The organism is Kumtagia ephedrae (assembly GCF_003012745.1).
Classification (GTDB): domain Bacteria; phylum Pseudomonadota; class Alphaproteobacteria; order Rhizobiales; family Rhizobiaceae; genus Kumtagia; species Kumtagia ephedrae.
In genome coordinates this window covers 1-18,397 of record NZ_PXYK01000051.1, presented here as the reverse complement: position 1 = coordinate 18,397, position 18,397 = coordinate 1, and the positions used below count along the sequence as shown (strand labels likewise).

Annotated in this window: 21 protein-coding genes and 1 pseudogene; 16 read left to right on the top strand and 6 right to left on the bottom strand. The window is 66.2% G+C overall.

The genetic code is table 11. The features are described 5' to 3' along the window. Positions 1-121, top strand: a pseudogene (locus C7I84_RS28650) (electron transfer flavoprotein subunit alpha/FixB family protein); the annotation flags it as partial. A gap of 214 nt (positions 122-335) precedes the next feature. On the opposite strand, the gene C7I84_RS28645 reads toward C7I84_RS28650, so the two are convergent. Beyond that, positions 336-1,226, bottom strand: coding sequence for a LysR family transcriptional regulator (locus C7I84_RS28645; RefSeq protein ID WP_106775621.1), 891 nt, complete (start codon positions 1,224-1,226; stop codon positions 336-338). A gap of 95 nt (positions 1,227-1,321) precedes the next feature. On the opposite strand from C7I84_RS28645, the gene C7I84_RS28640 reads away from it, so the two are divergent. The 4 genes from C7I84_RS28640 to C7I84_RS28630 all read left to right on the top strand — a co-directional run bounded on the left by C7I84_RS28640 (position 1,322) and on the right by C7I84_RS28630 (position 4,518). After that, positions 1,322-2,155, top strand: coding sequence for an SDR family oxidoreductase (locus C7I84_RS28640; RefSeq protein ID WP_106775620.1), 834 nt, complete (start codon positions 1,322-1,324; stop codon positions 2,153-2,155). Between the two features lies 1 nt (position 2,156). After that, positions 2,157-2,660 carry a lipocalin-like domain-containing protein gene (locus C7I84_RS28635; RefSeq protein WP_245428656.1) on the top strand — a complete coding sequence of 168 codons (504 nt, stop codon included), beginning with the start codon at positions 2,157-2,159 and terminating at the stop codon, positions 2,658-2,660. Between the two features lie 592 nt (positions 2,661-3,252). Continuing rightward, the gene (locus C7I84_RS30915; protein ID WP_280954239.1) at positions 3,253-3,378 is read left to right on the top strand and encodes a hypothetical protein; all 126 of its coding nucleotides are present in this window, start codon (positions 3,253-3,255) and stop codon (positions 3,376-3,378) included. A 105-nt stretch (positions 3,379-3,483) separates the two neighbouring features. After that, entirely contained in the window at positions 3,484-4,518 is a 1,035-nt protein-coding gene (locus C7I84_RS28630) for an aspartate-semialdehyde dehydrogenase (RefSeq protein ID WP_106775619.1), read from the top strand. Between the two features lie 582 nt (positions 4,519-5,100). Here C7I84_RS28630 and C7I84_RS28625 read toward each other — a convergent pair. Next, a complete protein-coding gene (locus tag C7I84_RS28625) occupies positions 5,101-5,424 on the bottom strand; it encodes a hypothetical protein (protein WP_106775618.1) in 324 nt (107 codons plus the stop codon). A gap of 124 nt (positions 5,425-5,548) precedes the next feature. On the opposite strand from C7I84_RS28625, the gene C7I84_RS28620 reads away from it, so the two are divergent. The 5 genes from C7I84_RS28620 to C7I84_RS28605 all read left to right on the top strand — a co-directional run bounded on the left by C7I84_RS28620 (position 5,549) and on the right by C7I84_RS28605 (position 8,084). Then, the gene (locus C7I84_RS28620) at positions 5,549-6,337 is read left to right on the top strand and encodes an SDR family NAD(P)-dependent oxidoreductase (RefSeq protein WP_106775617.1); all 789 of its coding nucleotides are present in this window, start codon (positions 5,549-5,551) and stop codon (positions 6,335-6,337) included. Positions 6,338-6,418: 81 nt separating this feature from the next. Next, positions 6,419-6,583 (top strand): hypothetical protein, encoded by a 165-nt coding sequence (locus tag C7I84_RS30245; protein WP_165816254.1) that lies wholly within the window; start codon positions 6,419-6,421, stop codon positions 6,581-6,583. Between the two features lie 83 nt (positions 6,584-6,666). Then, the gene (locus tag C7I84_RS28615; RefSeq protein WP_133170184.1) at positions 6,667-6,963 is read left to right on the top strand and encodes a hypothetical protein; all 297 of its coding nucleotides are present in this window, start codon (positions 6,667-6,669) and stop codon (positions 6,961-6,963) included. Further along, the gene (locus tag C7I84_RS28610; RefSeq protein WP_106775615.1) at positions 6,960-7,364 is read left to right on the top strand and encodes a hypothetical protein; all 405 of its coding nucleotides are present in this window, start codon (positions 6,960-6,962) and stop codon (positions 7,362-7,364) included. The genes C7I84_RS28615 and C7I84_RS28610 overlap by 4 nt, the downstream gene beginning before the upstream one ends. Before the next feature lie 3 nt (positions 7,365-7,367). Beyond that, positions 7,368-8,084, top strand: a complete 717-nt coding sequence (locus C7I84_RS28605) for a helix-turn-helix transcriptional regulator (RefSeq protein WP_106775614.1) — start codon at positions 7,368-7,370, stop codon at positions 8,082-8,084. Positions 8,085-8,161: 77 nt separating this feature from the next. Here C7I84_RS28605 and C7I84_RS28600 read toward each other — a convergent pair whose 3' ends face one another. The 4 genes from C7I84_RS28600 to C7I84_RS28585 form a co-directional block, all read right to left on the bottom strand. Then, entirely contained in the window at positions 8,162-8,851 is a 690-nt protein-coding gene (locus tag C7I84_RS28600; protein WP_106775613.1) for a DUF1013 domain-containing protein, read from the bottom strand. Between the two features lie 158 nt (positions 8,852-9,009). Next, on the bottom strand, positions 9,010-10,014 hold the full coding sequence (locus C7I84_RS28595) for an inorganic phosphate transporter (protein WP_106775612.1): 1,005 nt from the start codon (positions 10,012-10,014) through the stop codon (positions 9,010-9,012). Next, positions 10,014-10,658 (bottom strand): DUF47 domain-containing protein, encoded by a 645-nt coding sequence (locus tag C7I84_RS28590; protein ID WP_106775611.1) that lies wholly within the window; start codon positions 10,656-10,658, stop codon positions 10,014-10,016. The genes C7I84_RS28595 and C7I84_RS28590 overlap by 1 nt, the downstream gene beginning before the upstream one ends. Before the next feature lie 388 nt (positions 10,659-11,046). After that, positions 11,047-11,844 (bottom strand): glycerophosphoryl diester phosphodiesterase membrane domain-containing protein, encoded by a 798-nt coding sequence (locus C7I84_RS28585; protein ID WP_106775610.1) that lies wholly within the window; start codon positions 11,842-11,844, stop codon positions 11,047-11,049. 139 nt (positions 11,845-11,983) lie between these two features. On the opposite strand from C7I84_RS28585, the gene C7I84_RS28580 reads away from it, so the two are divergent. Genes C7I84_RS28580 through C7I84_RS28555 form a run of 6 tightly spaced genes read left to right on the top strand, consistent with a single transcriptional unit; the run spans position 11,984 to position 17,962 of the window. Then, positions 11,984-12,619 carry a DUF4129 domain-containing protein gene (locus C7I84_RS28580; RefSeq protein WP_106775609.1) on the top strand — a complete coding sequence of 212 codons (636 nt, stop codon included), beginning with the start codon at positions 11,984-11,986 and terminating at the stop codon, positions 12,617-12,619. Then, complete coding sequence (locus C7I84_RS28575) at positions 12,616-13,827, top strand: hypothetical protein (RefSeq protein ID WP_106775608.1); 1,212 nt, start codon at positions 12,616-12,618, stop codon at positions 13,825-13,827. The genes C7I84_RS28580 and C7I84_RS28575 overlap by 4 nt, the downstream gene beginning before the upstream one ends. Then, on the top strand, positions 13,814-14,767 hold the full coding sequence (locus C7I84_RS28570) for an AAA family ATPase (RefSeq protein WP_106775607.1): 954 nt from the start codon (positions 13,814-13,816) through the stop codon (positions 14,765-14,767). The genes C7I84_RS28575 and C7I84_RS28570 overlap by 14 nt, the downstream gene beginning before the upstream one ends. After that, the gene (locus C7I84_RS28565) at positions 14,764-16,077 is read left to right on the top strand and encodes a DUF58 domain-containing protein (protein ID WP_106775606.1); all 1,314 of its coding nucleotides are present in this window, start codon (positions 14,764-14,766) and stop codon (positions 16,075-16,077) included. The genes C7I84_RS28570 and C7I84_RS28565 overlap by 4 nt, the downstream gene beginning before the upstream one ends. After that, positions 16,074-17,096: a stage II sporulation protein M gene (locus tag C7I84_RS28560; protein ID WP_106775605.1), complete on the top strand. Its 1,023-nt coding sequence runs from the start codon at positions 16,074-16,076 to the stop codon at positions 17,094-17,096. Before C7I84_RS28565 ends, C7I84_RS28560 begins: the two co-directional genes overlap by 4 nt. Continuing rightward, complete coding sequence (locus C7I84_RS28555) at positions 17,096-17,962, top strand: RDD family protein (RefSeq protein WP_106775604.1); 867 nt, start codon at positions 17,096-17,098, stop codon at positions 17,960-17,962. Before C7I84_RS28560 ends, C7I84_RS28555 begins: the two co-directional genes overlap by 1 nt. Positions 17,963-18,397 lie beyond the last annotated feature (435 nt).

Below are 18,397 nucleotides of genomic sequence, written 5' to 3'. Positions count from 1 at the left end.
GGACTCCAAGGTGATCGTCGCCATCAACAAGGACGAGGAGGCGCCGATCTTCCAGGTCGCCGACTACGGCCTCGTCGGCGACCTCTTCACAATCCTGCCCGAACTCGAAAAGGCGCTGTGATCCAGCCGTCATAGGTCGTGACCGATAGCGCAGCCTTCCTTCAGCGTCTCGCCCTCGGTCTCGCCACCTCCCCACTTTCCGGAGGCGAGGAGCGCAGCTTCGCCGCTCCGTAGATGCTCATCGTCGGGGGGCGTCACAGGATGCGGTCGAGAGCCGATCGGGATGACCGACGCGCCGCTGCCGAGCAGGCGCAGCGGCGCGGCAGCAGCCTCGATCAGCCGGCGCCTTTCACCACGCCGATGAAGGCACGGAGGGCGGCGGGAACATGACGATGACTCGAATAGTAGAGTCGCAGCCCGCCGACCGCGGGCGACCAGTCTTCCAGGAGTGCGATCAATCGTCCGGCCTCCAGCCAAGGTCGCGCCGCCGTCTCGGGCACGTAGGCGATACCAAGGCCGTCGGCTGCTGCATCGATCATGAGCATCGTGTGATTGAGCGTCATTGCCCCGGGGACGTCGATCGCGATCTCCTGCCCACGCTTCTCGAATTCCCACCGGTAGAGCTTGCCGCTCGGGAGACGCTGCCGAATGCATTGGTGGTTTCGCAGATCCTCCGGCGTGCGCGGCAGGCCGGCTTTCTCAAGATAGGTCGGCGCGGCGACAGCCAGGAAGCGAAAATCCTCGCTCAGCGGAACCGCAATCATGTCCTGTGGAACAGCTTCGGCAAGCCGGAGGCCGGCATCGAACCCTTGCTCCACGATGTCGACTAGGCGGCCATCGGTGACCAGGTCGAGCGAGACATACGGATAGCGCCTTAAGAAGACGGGTACGACCAGCCTGAGCAGCTGGCGCATGGCTTCCTCGCCGCCATTGATACGCAGCGTGCCGCTTGGATGCCCGCCGTCGTCGGCGACGGCGTCGATGGCCTGATCAAGGTCGCGAAGCACTGGCGTCAGCCGCCGAAGAAGACGCTCTCCCGCTTCGGTGGGCGCGACGCTTCGCGTCGTCCGGTGAAGGAGCCTGGCCCCGAGATTGCGCTCGAGCGCCGCGATCGCGTGGCTGAGCGAAGAACGCGAGACGCCCAGCACGTCAGCCGCCTTTCGGAAGCTCCGGTGCTCTGCGACCGCCACAAGGGCGGCCAAGTCCGTCAGCGTCGGCCTCGCCATTGGTCATCCTTGTTCACCAGCTCATGCAGATTAAAGCGCATTATCACACCAAAGGGGAGCCGCTACATTGTCCTCGATCAATCGAGGATCATGCCATGACGAAAACCTGGTTCGTCACGGGGGCTTCCTCCGGACTTGGACGCATGATGACCGAGAAGCTGCTCGACCGCGGCGACCGCGTCATCGGAGCCGCACGGCGCACGGATGCACTGTCGGACCTCGCGAGCGCTCATGCTGATCGTCTGCCCGTGGTCACGCTGGACATGATCGATAAGGCGGCGGTCCGCGCAGCTATCGACCAGGCGTTCGAACGTGCCGGTCGGATCGACGTCGTGGTCAGCAATGCGGGCTACGGCTTATTCGGCGCGGCGGAGGAACTCGGCGACGAGCAGATCGACCGTCAGCTCGCGACGAATCTCACCGGCTCGATCCAGCTCATCCGTGCCAGCCTGCCGCACCTGCGCGCTCAAGGCGGCGGACGTATCGTCCAGGTTTCCTCCGAGGGCGGGCAGATCGCATACCCGGGCTTCAGCCTCTATCATGCCAGCAAGTGGGGCATCGAAGGCTTCGTCGAGGCCGTCGCCCAGGAGGTTGGGCCATTCGGCATCGACTTCATCATTGCCGAGCCGGGTCCTACCGGCACAAATTTCGGCGCGGCTCTCGATCGCGCGGAGCCTTCCGGGATTTACGAAAAAACACCTGCAGGCGAGGTTCGCCGTCTCATCGCCGGCGGAGAGTTCGTGATCCGCGGCGACGCCGCCAATACCGTTGACGCGTTGATCGAGGCGGCCGACTTGGACCATCCGCCATTCCGGCTCGCGCTGGGCAGCACTGCCTATGAGAACATACGCGGCGCGCTCACAAAGCGACTTGAGGCGCTCGAAGCCCAGCGCGACATCGCCTTTTCGGCCGATAGACGGAAAAATTGACATGATCGGTCGCGAAACAATGCTCGTGGCCGGCGCCGTGGCGATGGTCCTTTCCATCGCCGCCCCTGTGGCGGCACAAACGCCGAACAAGGTCGTCGGGACTTGGCAGATGACCGCCGCGTCAGTCGAAGCGAACGGGACGACATCGCTTCCCTATGGACCCGAGCCACAGGGAAAGCTGGTGTTTACCAGCGACCTGCACTTCGTGGAGTTCCTGCACGATCCACGCATCCCCCGCTTCAAGTCGAACGAGCGTGGAGGCGGGACCGACGAGGAGAACAGGGCCGTCATGGCAGGCACTCTCGCCTTGTATGGCCGATATACCGTCGACGCCGACGGCAATTTCAGTGGGAACACCGTCGAGGGTTCGTCCTTTCCCAACTGGATAGGCGATGTTCGTACAACGAACGAACTGAGAATGGTGGTGGACGGCAACCGAATGATCGAGAACTTCCAGCGCCCTGGCGGGGCGAAGGTGACGATCATCTGGGAGCGGGTGCGTTAGCCCCGGAAGGAGCGAGGTATATCCTTCGCGCTCGACGGCGACGCTGACGCCGGAGAGAAGCAGCATTTCTTGGCCGTGGTTGAGCGGCTGAAGGGCGAGGGCGCCCATCGCGGCTTCCTGGCACGGCACATGCATTACCCGAGATGGCCGGCTACCTGCCGGCGCCCGGTGTACCAAATCGGGAATGAAGGATCGCCGGGGCATGGGCGGGGTAGGTTATGGCCCGGCGAGCTTTCAGCAAGGGGTGACCGGGCTCACCTCAACACCGGCGACATGTTGCCTGAGGTCGTCGAGTGCTGGTCGATAGTGAGCCCGGCCAACTCCCCGCTAGCTGAGTCGCGGGCGCGCCGCTTGGCCGCGAAGCAGTGTGCCAACGGCTGTTGCTCGACATGGTTAAGCGTTTCCAAACGAAACAGGTCGAATCTTACCTGTTCGCCGGCCTGCCGGTAAGATTGCGATGAGCCTACGCTGGCGTCGCAGGCGGATTCGCTGCTCAGCGTCGTCCTCTAATTGACTCTTCCCCCGAACCCGGTAAAAGCACGCGCGGGCGAACAGCCACGGGTCCGGCTCCCGGAACCCGCAGCGAAGGTGGATGATGCGCGGCCTGTTGATGGCGCTTTTCGTGTTCGAGTTTCCCGGCCATGGCGCCGGGCGCGAGCGCGCGTCCCTCTCTTCGACCAAAACCACGGCCAAAACGACCGCGACCAAAACGGTCTGATTTCCCTGGCCAGCTCGCCCTCACCCGGGTCCGGCCCGGGGAACGAGACCCGCTACGGCCAGCGGGTTGTCGCCACGCCAGGCGGTGAGGACAGGAGCAGTTGAAATGGCATTCAAGGTAGCGGTTGCCGGCGCCACGGGAAATGTGGGCCGCGAGATGCTGAACATTCTGGAGGAGCGCGGCTTTCCGGTCGGCGAGGTGGTGGCGCTCGCGTCGCGCCGCTCGGTCGGCACCGAGGTGTCGTTCGGCGACAGGACGCTGAAGGTCAAGGCGCTCGACGGCTACGACTTCTCCGATACCGACATCTGCCTGATGTCGGCGGGCGGCGCCGTTTCCAAGGAATGGTCGCCGAAGATCGGCAAGCAGGGCTGCATCGTCATCGACAACTCCTCGGCCTGGCGCTACGACCAGGACGTGCCGCTGATCGTGCCGGAGGTGAACCCCGACGCCATCGATGGCTACACCCGGCGCAACATCATCGCCAACCCAAACTGCTCGACCGCGCAGCTGCTGGTGGCGCTGAAGCCGCTGCATGACGCCGCCACCATCAAGCGCATCGTGGTCGCCACCTACCAGTCGGTGTCGGGCGCCGGCAAGGAAGGCATGGACGAGCTGTTCACGCAGACGCGCGCCGTCTTCGTCGCCGATCCGGTCGAAGCCAAGAAGTTCACCAAGCGCATCGCCTTCAACGTCATTCCGCATATCGACGTCTTCATGGATGACGGCTCGACCAAGGAAGAGTGGAAGATGGTCGCCGAGACCAAGAAGATGCTCGACCCGAAGATCAAGGTGACCGCCACCTGCGTGCGCGTGCCGGTGTTCATCGGCCATTCGGAGGCCGTCAACGTCGAGTTCGAGAAGCCGATCACGGCCGACGAGGCGCGCGACATCCTGCGCGAGGCGCCGGGCTGCCTGGTCATCGACAAGCGCGAGAACGGCGGCTACATCACGCCGCTTGAATCGGCCGGTGAGGACGCCACCTACATCTCCCGCATCCGCGAGGATTCCACGGTCGACAACGGCCTCAATCTGTGGGTCGTCTCCGATAATTTGCGCAAGGGGGCCGCGCTCAACGCCATCCAGATCGCCGAGCTGCTGGTCGCCCGCGGCCTGATCCAGCCGAAGCAGAAGGCTGCATAGGCATCGCGCAAGGGGACAGTTTATTTTCTTTTCGGCAGAAAAGTTGCGGCGGTTCAGAAGTCGCGCAAGCCGAAAAAGGTAAACTGTCCCGGCACTTGCCCGGAACTGGTCAGCTCTCGCCATGCTGACCGATGCAACGGGCGTCGCTCAGGGGCAAAATTTTATCCCCTCCCCTCTCGCTTGCCGCATACTTGCGCCCGAAAGCCGCTCCCTGCGGGAATCTGGTGCGCACCGGGTATCAGGAGGGAGCGTCGGCGCCGGGTCGGTCGCGCAAACGGTAGCGCGGCTGGCGAGAGCTGGAGACCCGGGCTCCAGCCGCGACACCTGCGCGAATGCAGCGCTAGCGGACGGGCAAGAACGCCGGCGGGGCGCGGGTCACCGCGCCACGTATTAACTTAGAGAGGCTCGGCCCCGCGCCCCGCTTCCCGCACTTTCTTTCAATGGCCAGACTGCGAAAGGCAGGGCGTGGTGAGGATGAAGCGCGGCCTTCCCTCCCCCTTGAGGGGAGGGTGGCCGCGAAGCGGCCGGGTGGGGTCGCCGCGGCAGTGCTCGACCGACCATTTCCGCGGCCGCCACTTCACTTCACCGGCAGTTGCGCCGCATCGCCCTGCTGCCCTCGATCGGCGTCTGGCAGCTGCCGCGCATGATGGGCACCTCCAGCCGCGGGCGCGGCCGGCCGGCGTTGATCCGGTCCTGCTCGCGGTAGCGCTGCTGCCGCTCCTGGAAATCCATCCGCCGCTGCCGCTGCTCGATCACCCTGACATCGACGCCGGTACGGTTGCTGCGCAGCTGGTTGTTGAGCACCCGGTCGAGCTGCGAGCTTTCCGCCACGGCCTCGCTGCCAAGCAGCGCCAGCCCCAGCGCAGCGGCAGCCGCGAGACCGGTCGTTCCTGTCCAGCGTGCCATCGCCCTTCCTGCCATTGTTCGTCTCCTGCCATAGATAGGGCGGATCGCCGCCCGATGCCACGACCGGCTGTTGACCCGCCGCACGGCCGGCGTCACTGTCGGCCCATCCGTCGGAGGATGATCCATGAAGCTGCAGGGCAAGGTCGCGATCGTCACGGGCGGGGCCGGCGGCATCGGCTTCGCCATCGCCCGGCGATTCCTGCAGGAAGGCTGCAAGGTGACGATCGCCGACATTGATGGCGAGCGCGGCGGCAAGGCGGAACGGGACCTTTCCGGCTTCGGCTCCGTCCACTTCGTCAAGACCGATGTCGGACGGCGGCTCGACGTCCACAATCTGGTGGCGGCGACGGTCGAGGACTTCGGCGACATCGACGTGCTGGTCAGCAATGCCGGCATCGTCCACGGGCAATCCTTCCTGGACGTCAGCGAGGAGGACTTCGACCGGGTGCTGCATGTCAACCTGAAGGGCGCCTTCCTGACAGGACAGGCGGTCGCCCGCTACATGGTCGAGAAGGCGGAGCGCGGCGGCAATCCAGGCTCGATCGTCAACATGTCGTCGATCAACGCTGTCGTGTCGAGCGCCGAGCTGGTCGCCTATTCCGTGTCGAAAGGCGGCGTGAACCAACTCACCCGCGTGATGGCGCTGGCGCTCGCTCCCTACGGAATCCGCGTCAATGCCATCGGTCCCGGCTCGATCGCCACCGACATGCTGGCGGCGGCCAACAGCGACCCCGAGGCCCGCGACCGCCTGCTCTCGCGCACGCCGCTCGGCCGTGTCGGCGATCCCGACGAGATCGCCTCGATCGCCGCCTTCCTTGCCTCCGACGAGGCCAGCTACGTCACCGGCCAGACGATCTATGCCGATGGCGGACGGCTGGCGCTGAACTACACGGTGCCGGTTTCGGCGGACTGAATGACGGGTGCCGGGCACCTGACAGAGTGCTGTCAGGAGGGGTGTGCGATGATGGCTTCGTCAAGATGAGGAGAAGCCGTCATGAACCCGCTGAACGTCGTGCACTCGATCCGTCAGTATGCCGGCAAGATCCAGACCCTGCGCAACCAGAGCCGCACCGAGCGACTGCTGAACGCGCTGCCCGCCAGCATCCGCAAGGACATCGGCTGGCCGGACCGCTTCGACCGCTACAGGCCCTGGCTGTAGCGCCGGCTGGATCGCCGCAGCAGACGGACGCTTTTCCGCGGCCCCGCCGAGCCTTGGAGCACGGTGGAGCCGCGGCAGGTCTGGTGACACTGCTCCTGACAGAATGCTGTCAGGAGCGCCGTGACAAGATGAACTCAAGAGAAGAGGGCAAACCGATGGCCGCCCAGACACGCATCAGCAAAGCCGACCCTTGGATGGCCGGCGAGGACGCAGGACGGCGCTTCTACGAAGCCGTGCTGCGCAGCGGCTTTTCCATGGAGCCGTCATGGCCCAATCCGATCGCCAGACATGCGATGTCGGATTCGGCCATGCTCGAACGTCTTGAGCAAGGGGAGCCGGCACAAGCCGGTCACCGCTTCGAGATAAGGTTGGCCGCATGAAGACCTGGACGGACAAGCTCGACGACGGCGCGGCGGCCTACAAGCCATCGCCGCGCAACTTCTCGGACGTGATCGAAGGCCAGCGCATGCTGGTGCCGACCGCGCGCCAGGTCGACGCGTTCATCCGCTCGATCCCGGAGGGGGTCGAGATGGACGTACGGGCTTTACGCACCGCGCTCGCAATCGAGCATGGCGCCGAGGTGACCTGCCCGGTCACGATCGGCTATCATCTGCGCACCGTCGCCGAGGCCGCGCACGAGCAGCTCGAGCGCGGCGCCGGGCTTGCCGGCATCACGCCGTTCTGGCGCGTGCTCGACGCGAAGACGCCGACGACCGGACGTTTGAGCTTCGGCGCCGATTTCGTCGCCCGGCAGCGGCGGCGCGAAGGATTGGGAGACTGAGCGATGCGGCGGGCCGACCGTCTGTTCCAGATCGTCCAGCATTTCCGCGGCGGCCGCCTGGTCACCGCGCAGAAGCTGGGCCAATGGCTGGAAGTTTCCGAGCGCACCATCTACCGCGACATCGCCGACCTGCAGGCGACCGGCGTGCCGATCGACGGCGAGGCAGGCGTCGGCTACATCATGCGCGAAGGCTTCGACCTGCCGCCGCTGATGTTCACCCGCGACGAGATCGTGGCGCTGGTGGCGGGCGCACGCATGGTGCGAGCCTTCGGCGGCGCCACCATGGCGCGGGCCGCCGAGGAGGCGCTGATCAAGATCGGCGCGGTGCTGCCCGACAGCGAGAAGGACCGTATCGCCCGCACCGAGATTCACACGCCGATGTGGGTGGTGAGTGATGCCGACCGCGCCGCCATCGACCTGATCGAGCGTGCCGTCGAGAGCCGCTCGGTGCTGCGGCTCGACTATCGCGACGAGGCCGGCCGCAGCACGATCCGCGAGGTGCGGCCGCTCGGCCTGTGGTTCTGGGGCAAGGTGTGGACGCTGGTCGCCTGGTGCGAGATGCGCGGCGATTTCCGTGCCTTCCGCGTCGACCGCATCGCCAGCGTGGTATGCGCCGACCGCAAGTTCAAGCCGGAGAAGGGCAAGCTGCTCGCCGACTTCTACCGCACCATGGAACGTCACGGCGAAACGGGTACCAACGGGCGGGTGCGGGAGCAGTAGAAGGCTTGCCGTGCGCCCTTCGATGCTCGCCCGCCCATGGGTTGTCCGGGGAAGGGCGCAGCCGAACAGCCGAGTGGCTATTCTTCTTCCTCGTCGTCCTTCTTCTTCAGAGCCGACAGCTTGGCGAAGACCGCGTCGGCGTCCAGTTCCTTGTCTTCTTCCTTCTCCTTTTCCAGCGACGGCGTCAGCCGCTCGGTCATGGAGGCGGGAAGCAAGGTCTCGCCGGACGGCGCCGGCGCAGGCTTGCCGGCCGAGGCGCGCTGCACCTCGATGTCGAGGTCGATCTGCGAGCACAGGCCGAGCGTCACAGGGTCCATCGGCGCCAGGTTGGCGGCGTTCCAGTGGCGGCGCTCGCGGATCTGCTCGATGGTCGACTTGGTGGTGCCGACGAGCCGCGAGATCTGCGCGTCCTTGAGCTCGGGATGATTGCGCACCAACCACAGGATGGCGTTGGGCCGGTCCTGGCGCTTCGACAGCGGCGTGTAGCGCGGGGCGCGGCGCTTCGATTCGGGCACGCGCACCTTCGGGTCGGACAACCGCAGCCGATAGTTGGCGTCCTTCTCGCCGCGGGCGATCTCCTCGCGCGACAGCTGGCCGGTGATGATCGGGTCCATGCCCTTGATGCCCTGCGCCGATTCGCCGTCGGCGATCGCCTTCACCTCGAGCGGATGCAGCGAGCAGAACTGGGCGATCTGTTCGAACGACAGCGCGGTGTTGTCGACCAGCCAGACGGCGGTCGCCTTGGGCATGAGCAGCGTGTTGGCCATTAGCAAAAATCCTCTCGTTCGCCCGCGTCCCTAGCGCGGGCGGTGGTCAGAGCCACCGATTTTGGGAAATCCTGCCCTATATAGCGACTGGCGAGGACGACCGCAAACGGAAATGGTGCTCTCTTGGACCTCTCGCGGCCGCCGGACGCCTGCCCGGTTCAGCCGAACAGGCCGACCGCGGCGTAGGTGAGCGCGGCGATCACGGCGGTCGCCGGCAGCGTGACGATCCAGGCGATCACGATGTTGCCGGCCAGCCCCCAGCGGACCGCCGAGACCCGCCTGGCGGCACCGACGCCGACGATGGCGCCGGTGATGGTGTGGGTGGTCGAGACCGGGATGCCGAGCCATGTCGCGGCGAACAGGGTGATGGCGCCGCCGGTCTCGGCGCAGAAACCCTGCATCGGGTTGAGCCGCGTGATCTTGGAGCCCATGGTGTGGACGATGCGCCAGCCACCGAACAGCGTGCCGAGCGCCAGGACCGCCTGACAGGTGATCACCACCCAGAAGGGCACGTAGAACTCGCTGCCGAGATAACCCTGCGAGTAGAGCAGCACGGCGATGATGCCCATCGTCTTCTGCGCGTCGTTGCCGCCATGGCCGAGCGAGTAGAGCGACGCCGAGACGAACTGCAGGACGCGGAAAGTGCTGTCGACCGCAAAGGGTGTGCTGCGCACGAAGAACCACGACACGGCGAGCACCAGCAGCAGCGCCAGCACGAAGCCGGTCGCCGGCGACAGCACGATGGCCGCGGCGGTCTTGAGCAGGCCGGTCCAGACGATGGCGCCGCCGCCCGCCTTGGCGACGCCGGCGCCCACCAGCCCGCCGATCAGCGCATGCGAGCTGCTGGAGGGAATGCCGAAATACCAGGTGATGAGGTTCCAGGCGATGGCACCCACCAGCGCCGAGAAGATCACGCTGGGATCGACGACCGAGGCATCGATGATGCCGGTGCCGAGCGTCTCGGCGACATGCAGCCCGAAGAAGAGAAAGGCGATGAAGTTGAAGAAGGCCGCCCAGAACACGGCATATTGCGGCCTGAGCACGCGGGTCGACACGATGGTGGCGATCGAGTTGGCTGCGTCGTGCAGACCGTTCAGGAAGTCGAAGAACAGCGCGACGCCGATCAGGGCGACCAGAAGCGGGAAAACGAGGGTGGCGTCCATCAGACGTTTTCGATCACGATGCCGCTGATCTCGTTGGCGACGTCCTCGAAGCGGTCGACCACCTTCTCGAGCTGGCCGTAGATCTCAGAGCCGATCATGTAGGCCATCGGGTCGCTGCGCCCGTATTGGCGGAACAGATCCTTCAGCCCTTCCTCATGCAGCTCGTCGGCCCGGCCCTCGATGCGCATGACGTCCTCGGCCAGCTCCTGCAAGCGGGCGGCGTTGGCGCCGACCTTCTGCAGCAGAGGGATCGCGTCGGCCGTGATCTTCGCCGCCTGCAAGATGATCGCTCCCATCTCGCGCATCTTGGGATCGAATTCCCGCTGCTCGAACAGCCTCACGATCTTAACCGTCTTGTGCATCATGTCGATCGCGTCATCGAGCGACTGGATCAGATCCTTGATGTCGCCGCGGTCGAACGGCGTGATGAAGCTGCGGTGGACCGCAACCAGCACCTCGCGCGTGATGTCGTCGGCCTGGTGCTCCAGTTCGACGATCCTGCGGCAATGCTCTTCCACGCCTTCGCCGCCCTCGAGCAGCTTCTGCAAGGCCTCGGCCCCGCCGACGACGGTGCGGGAATGTTTCTCGAAAAGATCGAAGAAGCGGTCTTCGCGAGGCAGCAGCGCACGAAACCAGCCAAGCATCGCCGGAACCTTCCTGTTGAATACGGCCGCCTGGCGGTGGTTTCCCGCCAAGCCGAGGCCAACCCGTCGCGACGCGCATCGGGTTCACCCATCGGCAGCCGAGGTCTTTCGCAGCTTCATTTGCCGACCAAGAAGCCTTTGTCTACCCCAGAACGACAAGAGACGGGGAGAATGCCCGGGTGTGTTGCCCGTGCGCGAAATTGCGGAACGTCCGCTGTTGCCGACTTGCGGTGAATGCGGACATAGACGCCAGCATCAGGCGATCGGACCCTGCCCGCTCGCCTGATGCACAACGTTCTTCCTGGCGCGGGCGCCGTTTGTGGTCGCCACCAACCGAGAGCGGCAAAGCTTGGCGAAAGAGGTGGGTTCCCGTTGCCCGAGCCGGGCCTTACGCGAAGATCTCCGCCAGCTGCTTCACATCGGCACCCTCCTTGACGTAGCGCAGTTCGACATAGGCGACGGCGACCGCGATCGAGGCGATCACCGACGCCACCGCCGAGAGCAGGGCTCCCACCGCCGTGGCCAGGACGGTTCCCAGAAGGGGCATGATCGCCAGGGCCAAAAGTCCCAGTGCCATTTGCAGGACCCAGATCGCGAGGATCAGGATGACGAACAGCCCGAAGATGCGCCAGCGGCTTCCCTTCGTCAGCTCGGCGCTGCGCTTCATGCTGGCGAGGACGCCAAGACGCTCGTGAACCAGCACCGGCACCGCCGCCGACCAGCGCACCAGCAAATAGAGTCCGGGGATGATCAGCAGCATGAAACCGATGGTGATGCCGAGATACATCAGGAGCGACAGGCCAATGATCGGCAGCAGCACGGCCAGTGCGCGGCTCAAGCTGTCGGCGAAGGTCGGCTTTTCGCCGTTCAGGTCCTCGATCGTGGTGCGCACCAGCGCCGCCTGGAGGATCGAGGTCAGCACCATGTAAATGATGAAACCAACGAGGCCAGCAAGAATGAACGATGCCCCGAACTCGGGCGGCGAGGGCGTTCCCGTCTCGGCCGAGACGAGCGCCGCCTCGACCTGGTTGCCCGTCCATAGCTGGTATAGGAACGTCGGCAGGCCTGAAAAGATCGCCGCCAGCCCGATACACAGCCCTAAATTACGGCCAAGCACATTGAACGTATCGCCGAATACCCGGCCGATGCGGAACGCCGCCGGCCGATCGTAGCTTGCCATGCTCATCTTGTCCTCTCCCGCTTGCAGCGCGTGTCCCCCGTGCTGCATTTAAAGTATAAGTTGCCAATCTTGACGCGCTTCGTCCAGCATCGCTTGCATTTTTGCCTGCGGATTGCCAGTGATTGCCCGATTGGCTGGAGAAATCATGGACGAGGCCGAAGCAGCGCCGACGCATATTGCCGAAGGGGTGGCGCTAGCCCATCGCCGGCTGCTGGCCGACGATTCGATCCAGTTCGACCTGCCGACCTACCAGCAGCCGCAGCCGCCGGAATGGCTGAAGCCCCTTGCCGACTTCCTGCAGTGGCTGGCACCGTACATGATCTACATCTTCTGGACCACGGTCATCGCCGGGGCGGCGGTTATCCTGCTGCTGGTCATCCTTGAGCTGCGGGGCGTCGCCTGGCGCTTTCCATGGCAGCGCAAGGCCGAGGAAATCGTGCCGGAGAAGAACTGGCGTCCCGATGCCGCTGTCGCCCAGACCCTGCTGTCGGAGGCCGACGCGCTCGCCGCGCGCGGTGAATACGACGAGGCTGTGCACCTGCTGCTCCGCCGCAGCGTCGAGGACATATCGCAGCGCATGCCGCACTTCCTGCGCCCCTCGCTGACGGCCCGCGACATCGCCGGCGCGACGCTGCTGCCGACGCTGGCGCGCGACGCCTTCGCCGAGATCGCCCGGATCGTCGAGGCCGCCCTGTTCGCGAGGAAGCCGGTCGGGGCCGATGGTTGGCGCGAGGCGCGCGACGCCTACGAACGGTTCGCCTTCCGGAACGCCTGGGCATGAGCACCGTGCCCTCGCTCGCTTCGTCCGAATCGCCCTTCAACCGGCGCACCGTGCTGTGGGGCGTGCTGGCCAGCTTGATCGCCGCCGCCGGCTTCGTGCTCTTGTCCACCTATGCGCCCGACTTCCGCGTCGGACAGCAGGGCGGTGCCTCGGCGCTGTCGAAGAGCGGCACGGGCTTTGCCGGGCTCGTGGAGCTGATGACGCTGACCGGTGACAAGCCGTGGACGGCGCGCAGCCTCGACGATCTTTGTTACGACGGGCTGGCGATCGTGACCATCTCGCCGCAAAGCGACGCGGCGGCGCTGAAGGACATCATCGCGGCGCGTGAGGGTCTTCCGACGCTGTTCGTCCTGCCCAAATGGCGAACCACGCCGTATCCCGGCCGCGAGGGCTGGGAAATGGAATTCGGGCGGCTTTCCGCCGGCGAGGTGGACCATTGGCTCGCGCAGCTTCTCGAGGCCAAGGTGGGCTCGGAGAAAGTGTCGGCGGAAAGCCTGCGTGTTCGCGGCGACGGTTTCGTCGCGCCCGCTCCGAAAGATCTGCAATGGGTGAGCTTTCCGGACGCGCTCATCTCGGCCGGCGGCGAGAGGGGCGTGCTGCTCGGAATACCGGAGAAGCCGTTCTTCGTGCTCACCGATCCGGATCTGCTCGACAACGCGGCGCTGAAGGACCTGGATCGTGCCGCGGCGGCGCTCGGCCTGATCGACATGATCCGGCCCAATCGCGAGCCGGTGGTGTTCGATCTCACCCTGCACGGCGCGGACCGCAAGCACGACCTGATGAAGCTGCTGCTCGAACCGCCGTTCCTGGCGCTGACGCTGGCGATCCTTGCCGCCTCGGCGCTGACGCTGCTGCACGGGCTGGGCCGCTTCGGTCCGGCGCAGGCGGAGACCCGCGCCATTCCTTTCGGCAAGCGGGCGCTGGTGGAGACGACCGCGCGGCTGATGCGCCGGGCCGGCCGTCTGGACCATCTCGGCGGCCGTTATGCTGCGCTCATGCGCCGGCGCGCCGGCGCCATCCTCGGCGCGCCGCAAGACTTGCGCGACGAAGCGCTCGACCACTGGATCGCCCGCCGCGGCAAGGACGGCAAGGATGGCTATGCATCGCTGTCGGACGCGGTGCGCAAGGCCGCCAACGAGACCGACCTGACGGCGGCCGCCCGCCGGCTGCACGAATGGATCGCAAGGAGGTTCCGTGAACGTCGATGAAGTGAAGGCCGCCGCCGGCCGCATAAGGGCCGAGGTCGGCAAGGCGATCACCGGGCAGACGGATACGGTCGACCTGATGCTGACGGCTTTGTTCGCCGGAGGCCATATCCTGCTGGAAGGCCCGCCGGGTACCGCCAAGACCATGATCGCCCGCTGCTTCGCCCAGGCGCTCGGCGTCGCCTATGGCCGCATCCAGTTCACCCCCGACCTGATGCCCGGCGACATCGTCGGCTCCAACATCTACAATTTCCAGACCGGGCAGTTCACGCTGACGCGCGGCCCGATCTTCTGCGACCTGCTGCTCGCCGACGAGATCAACCGCACGCCGCCGAAGACCCAGGCCGCGCTGCTGGAGGCCATGCAGGAGAACGCCGTCACTTTCGACGGCACCACGCATTCGCTCGGCACCAACTTCATGGTCGTCGCCACCCAGAACCCGATCGAGCACCAGGGCGTCTATCCATTGCCCGAAGCACAGCTCGACCGCTTCCTGCTCAAGCACAAGGTGTCCTATCCGAGCGTCGAGGAAGAGCGCGCCATCATCGTCCATCATGGCGGCGCCGGCGCGCGCAAGATCGAGGATTTCCACATCGAGGCGCAGCTCGACGGCGAGGCGTTGCAGGCGGCGCTGGCGACGGTAAGTTCGGTGACGCTGGTCGACGAGGTGGTCGACTACATCGCCCGGCTGGTGCGCGCCACCCGCGACAGCGCCGAGCTGGAAGTCGGCGCCAGCCCGCGCGCCGGCGTGATGCTGGCGCGCGCCGCCCGCGCCCGCGCCGCCCTCGACGGGCGCGCCTACGTCATCCCCGACGACGTGAAGACGCTCGCCGTGCCGGCGCTTCGCCACCGCGTGGTGCTGTCGCCAGCCGCGCAGATCGACGGCCGCGAGATCGAGCAGATCGTCGCCGACCTCGTCGACCGGACGGAGGCGCCACGTTGATCTACCCGACCGGCCGTTGCGTCTGGGCGGCCGTCATCGGCGTCGTCCCGGCGTTCCTGGTGGCGCTGGCGCTGCCGTCGGCCTGGTATCTCGGCCTTTCGTGGATATGCATTCTTCTGGGCTTCCTGGCGGTCGACGCTTCCGCCGGCCCGGGCCGCGCCTCGCTGACGGCCGGCCTGCAATCGATTCCGCAGGTCGGCGTAGGCGGCCAGTTTCCCGTCTTCATCAGCGCTTATTTCGCCGGCAAATGGCCGAGCCGAATCGAGGCGCGGCTCGCCCATGACGAACGGCTCGTTCCGCTCGGCGAGGCCGGCGGTGCGCTCTACCCGACGCCGAACGGCGGCGGGCTGGAGCTGCGCTTCCGTGCCGTGCGGCGCGGCATGGCGAGCCTCGACCGGTTGTGGCTGCGCTGGCCGGGTCCGTTCGGACTCACCTGGAAGCAGGTCGTCTTGTCCATGGACAACAAGGTCGCCGTGCTGCCCAACGTCGCCTCCATGCGCGACGACGCCATCTCGCTGCTGCGGCGCGACGCGCTCGCAGATGGCAAGGAGCAGCGCCGCTCCGGCCAGGGCCGCGAGTTCGAGGCGCTGAAGGACTACCAGCCCGGCATGGGCCGGCGCATGATCGACTGGAAGCGCAGCGCCCGCCACGGCAGGCTGGTGGCGCGCGAGTTCCGCGTCGAGCAGAACAACAACATCGTGTTGGCCATCGATTCGGGCCGGCTGATGTGCGAGCCGATCGAAGGCGTCGCCAAACTCGACCGCGCCGTGACGGCGGCGCTGCTCACCGCCTTCGTCGCGCTGAAGGGCGGCGACATGGTCGGCCTGTTCAGCTTCGACGCCCGTCCGTGCGTGATCGGCAAGGCGGTGCGCGGCTCCAGCGGCTTTTCGCTGCTGCAGAAGCGCGCCGCCGAGATAGACTATTCCAACGAGGAGACCAACTTCACCCTCGCCCTGACGACGCTGTCCGCACAGCTCGACCGGCGTTCGCTGGTGATCGTCTTCACCGATTTCGTCGACGCCATCAGCGCCGAGCTGATGCTGCGCACCGTCGGCCGCCTGACCGAGCGGCATCTGGTCCTGTTCATGCTGATGAAGGACGAGGAGCTGGAAACGCTCTCCGACACGGAGCCCGTGAGCGGCGAGGACGTGGCGCGCTCTGTGATCGCCGGAGGGCTGCTGCGCGAGCGCGACGTGGTCATCGCCAAACTGCGGCGTCTCGGTGCCCATGTCGTCGAGGCCGATCACCGCCGTCTCGGCCCCGAGCTGGTGCAGCACTATCTCGACCTGAAGCGGGAGAATTTGCTGTGAGCGCCCGGGTTCCCGCCGACGGCGTCCGCCAGTCGCTCGCTAGCTTCCGCTCCGAGCGCGAAAAGGACTGGAAAGCCTTCGACGAACTGATCACCCGCGCCGAAAAGCGCTCGCCGAAAGCACTTACCGACGAAGAGCTTCTGTCGCTGCCGGTGCTCTACCGCTCGACCCTTTCGGCACTGTCGGTGGCGCGCGCCACCTCGCTCGACAACGCACTCGTCGCCTATCTGGAATCGCTCTGCCTGCGCGGCTACTTCTATCTGTACGGCGCCCGGCGCGGCCTGATCGAGCGCATCGCCGACTTCTTCGTGCACGACTGGCCGGGCGCCATCCGCGACCTGTGGCGTGAAACGCTCGTCTCGGTGGCGCTGATGCTGGCCGGCTTCATCGCCGGCTTCCGGCTCGTCGCTTCCGACAAGAGCTGGTACGACGCCATCATTCCGGCGGAGCTCGCCGGCGGACGCGGCCCGGACGCCACCGTCGAATGGCTGCGCATGGGCCTTTATGACGGCGGCGGCGACGGCTATCTCTCCACATTCGCCGCCTATCTGTTCACCCACAATGTCCAGGTGTCGATCCTCGCCTTCGCGCTCGGCTTCATGCTGGCGGTGCCGACCGTGCTGCTCATCCTGATGAACGGCTGCATCATCGGCGCCATGTCCTACGTCTTCTGGTCGAAGGGTCTCGGCTACGAGTTCGGCGGCTGGCTGTTCATCCACGGCAGCACCGAGCTTTTCGCCATCTGCATCGCCGGAGCAGCCGGCATGCGCATCGGCACGCGCGTCGCCTTTCCCGGCGCGCTGTCGCGCATGAAGGCTGCGGCAAAAGCCGGCCGCGTCGCGGCGAGCGCCATGGTCGGCGTCGCCATCATGCTGCTGGCCGCCGGCCTGCTCGAGGGATTCGGCCGCCAGCTCATCACCAGCGACGGCCTGCGCTACGCGATCGGCGGCGGTTTTCTGGCCCTGTGGCTCGCCTATTTCTATCTGGTCCGGGCGGACGATCCGGATGGAAAAGCCTGATGGCGCGGCTCGGACCACGGGAGCCGGGGACCCGCAGGCGCGCGCTGGTGACGCCGGAGGGCGTCGATCTCGGCGTCACGCTGGCCGACGCCGGCACGCGCGCCGGCGCGTTCTTTCTCGACGTGGCGATCATCGTCGTCGCCGGCATCGTCATCAGCCTCGTCGCGCTGTTCGGACTGGGCGGGCTCGGTCTCGACCGCGCCGAGCCTATCGCCGTCGTCTGGACGATCCTCGTCTTCTTTCTGCGCAATGCCTATTTCCTCGCCTTCGAGGCCGGCCGCGGGGCACGGACGCCCGGCAAGCGCATCATGGGCCTGCGCGTCGCCTCGCGCGACGGATCGGGCCTGGCGATCGACCAGGTGATCGCCCGCAACCTGATGCGCGAGATCGAGGTGTTCCTGCCGCTGTCCATGCTTGTGGCCCGTGCCGGCACCGGCGTCGCCGATACGATGACCACAGCTCTCGGCGCGGTCTGGGCGCTCGGCTTCGCGCTGTTCCCGCTGTTCAACCGCGATCGCATGCGCATCGGCGACCTGCTCGCCGGCACCTGGGTGGTGGAGGCGCCGAAACGCGCGCTGGCCGAGGATCTGTCGAAGCAGGCGGGGGCGGGAACCTATCGTTTCACCCCCGAACAGCTCGACGCCTACGGCATCGCCGAGCTGCACAAGCTGGAGGAGGTGCTGCGCGGCGACAATGATGCGGCGCTCGCCACCGTTGCCGAAGCGATCGGCCGCAAGATCGGCCTGGAGCGCGCCGACTACCAGCCGCGACCTTTCCTGACGGCCTACTACGCCGAGCTGCGCGCCCATCTCGAGCGCAAGCTGCTGCTCGGCAAACGCCGCGCCAGCAAGTTCGACGCGACGTGAGCGCGGGGCCGTGCTTCGCCGCGCGTGACCCCTGCGGCTGCGGGCCGCCCCGACCGATGGCGGCGGCGAGGTCGCTGTCCGTCGGACGCTCGCTTCAAAAAGGCCGCATCGCCGCTCGCGCAAATTTCCTGAAATAGGCGCTTGACAATCATCGGCCTCCCGACGATATAGCGCACCGTGACCTCGCGATCTCGCCGAGATCGTGCGGGGTTCCTCCCCGAAACCTGAATGGGTGCTGCCGGAGAGCCGGCGGTGGGGTTTGTTTTCTCGTGTGCCGGCTACGGTGCATCAGACGGTGTGTACGCATCGTCCGTTCTTTGACAATTGCATAATGAAGAAAGAGAAACGTGGGCGGCAGAGTCTGCTGAGCGCGTATCCCTTTGGGGATATGGGTTCGAACGAGACTTTGGCGGTACACGTTTCGTATGAGAATAA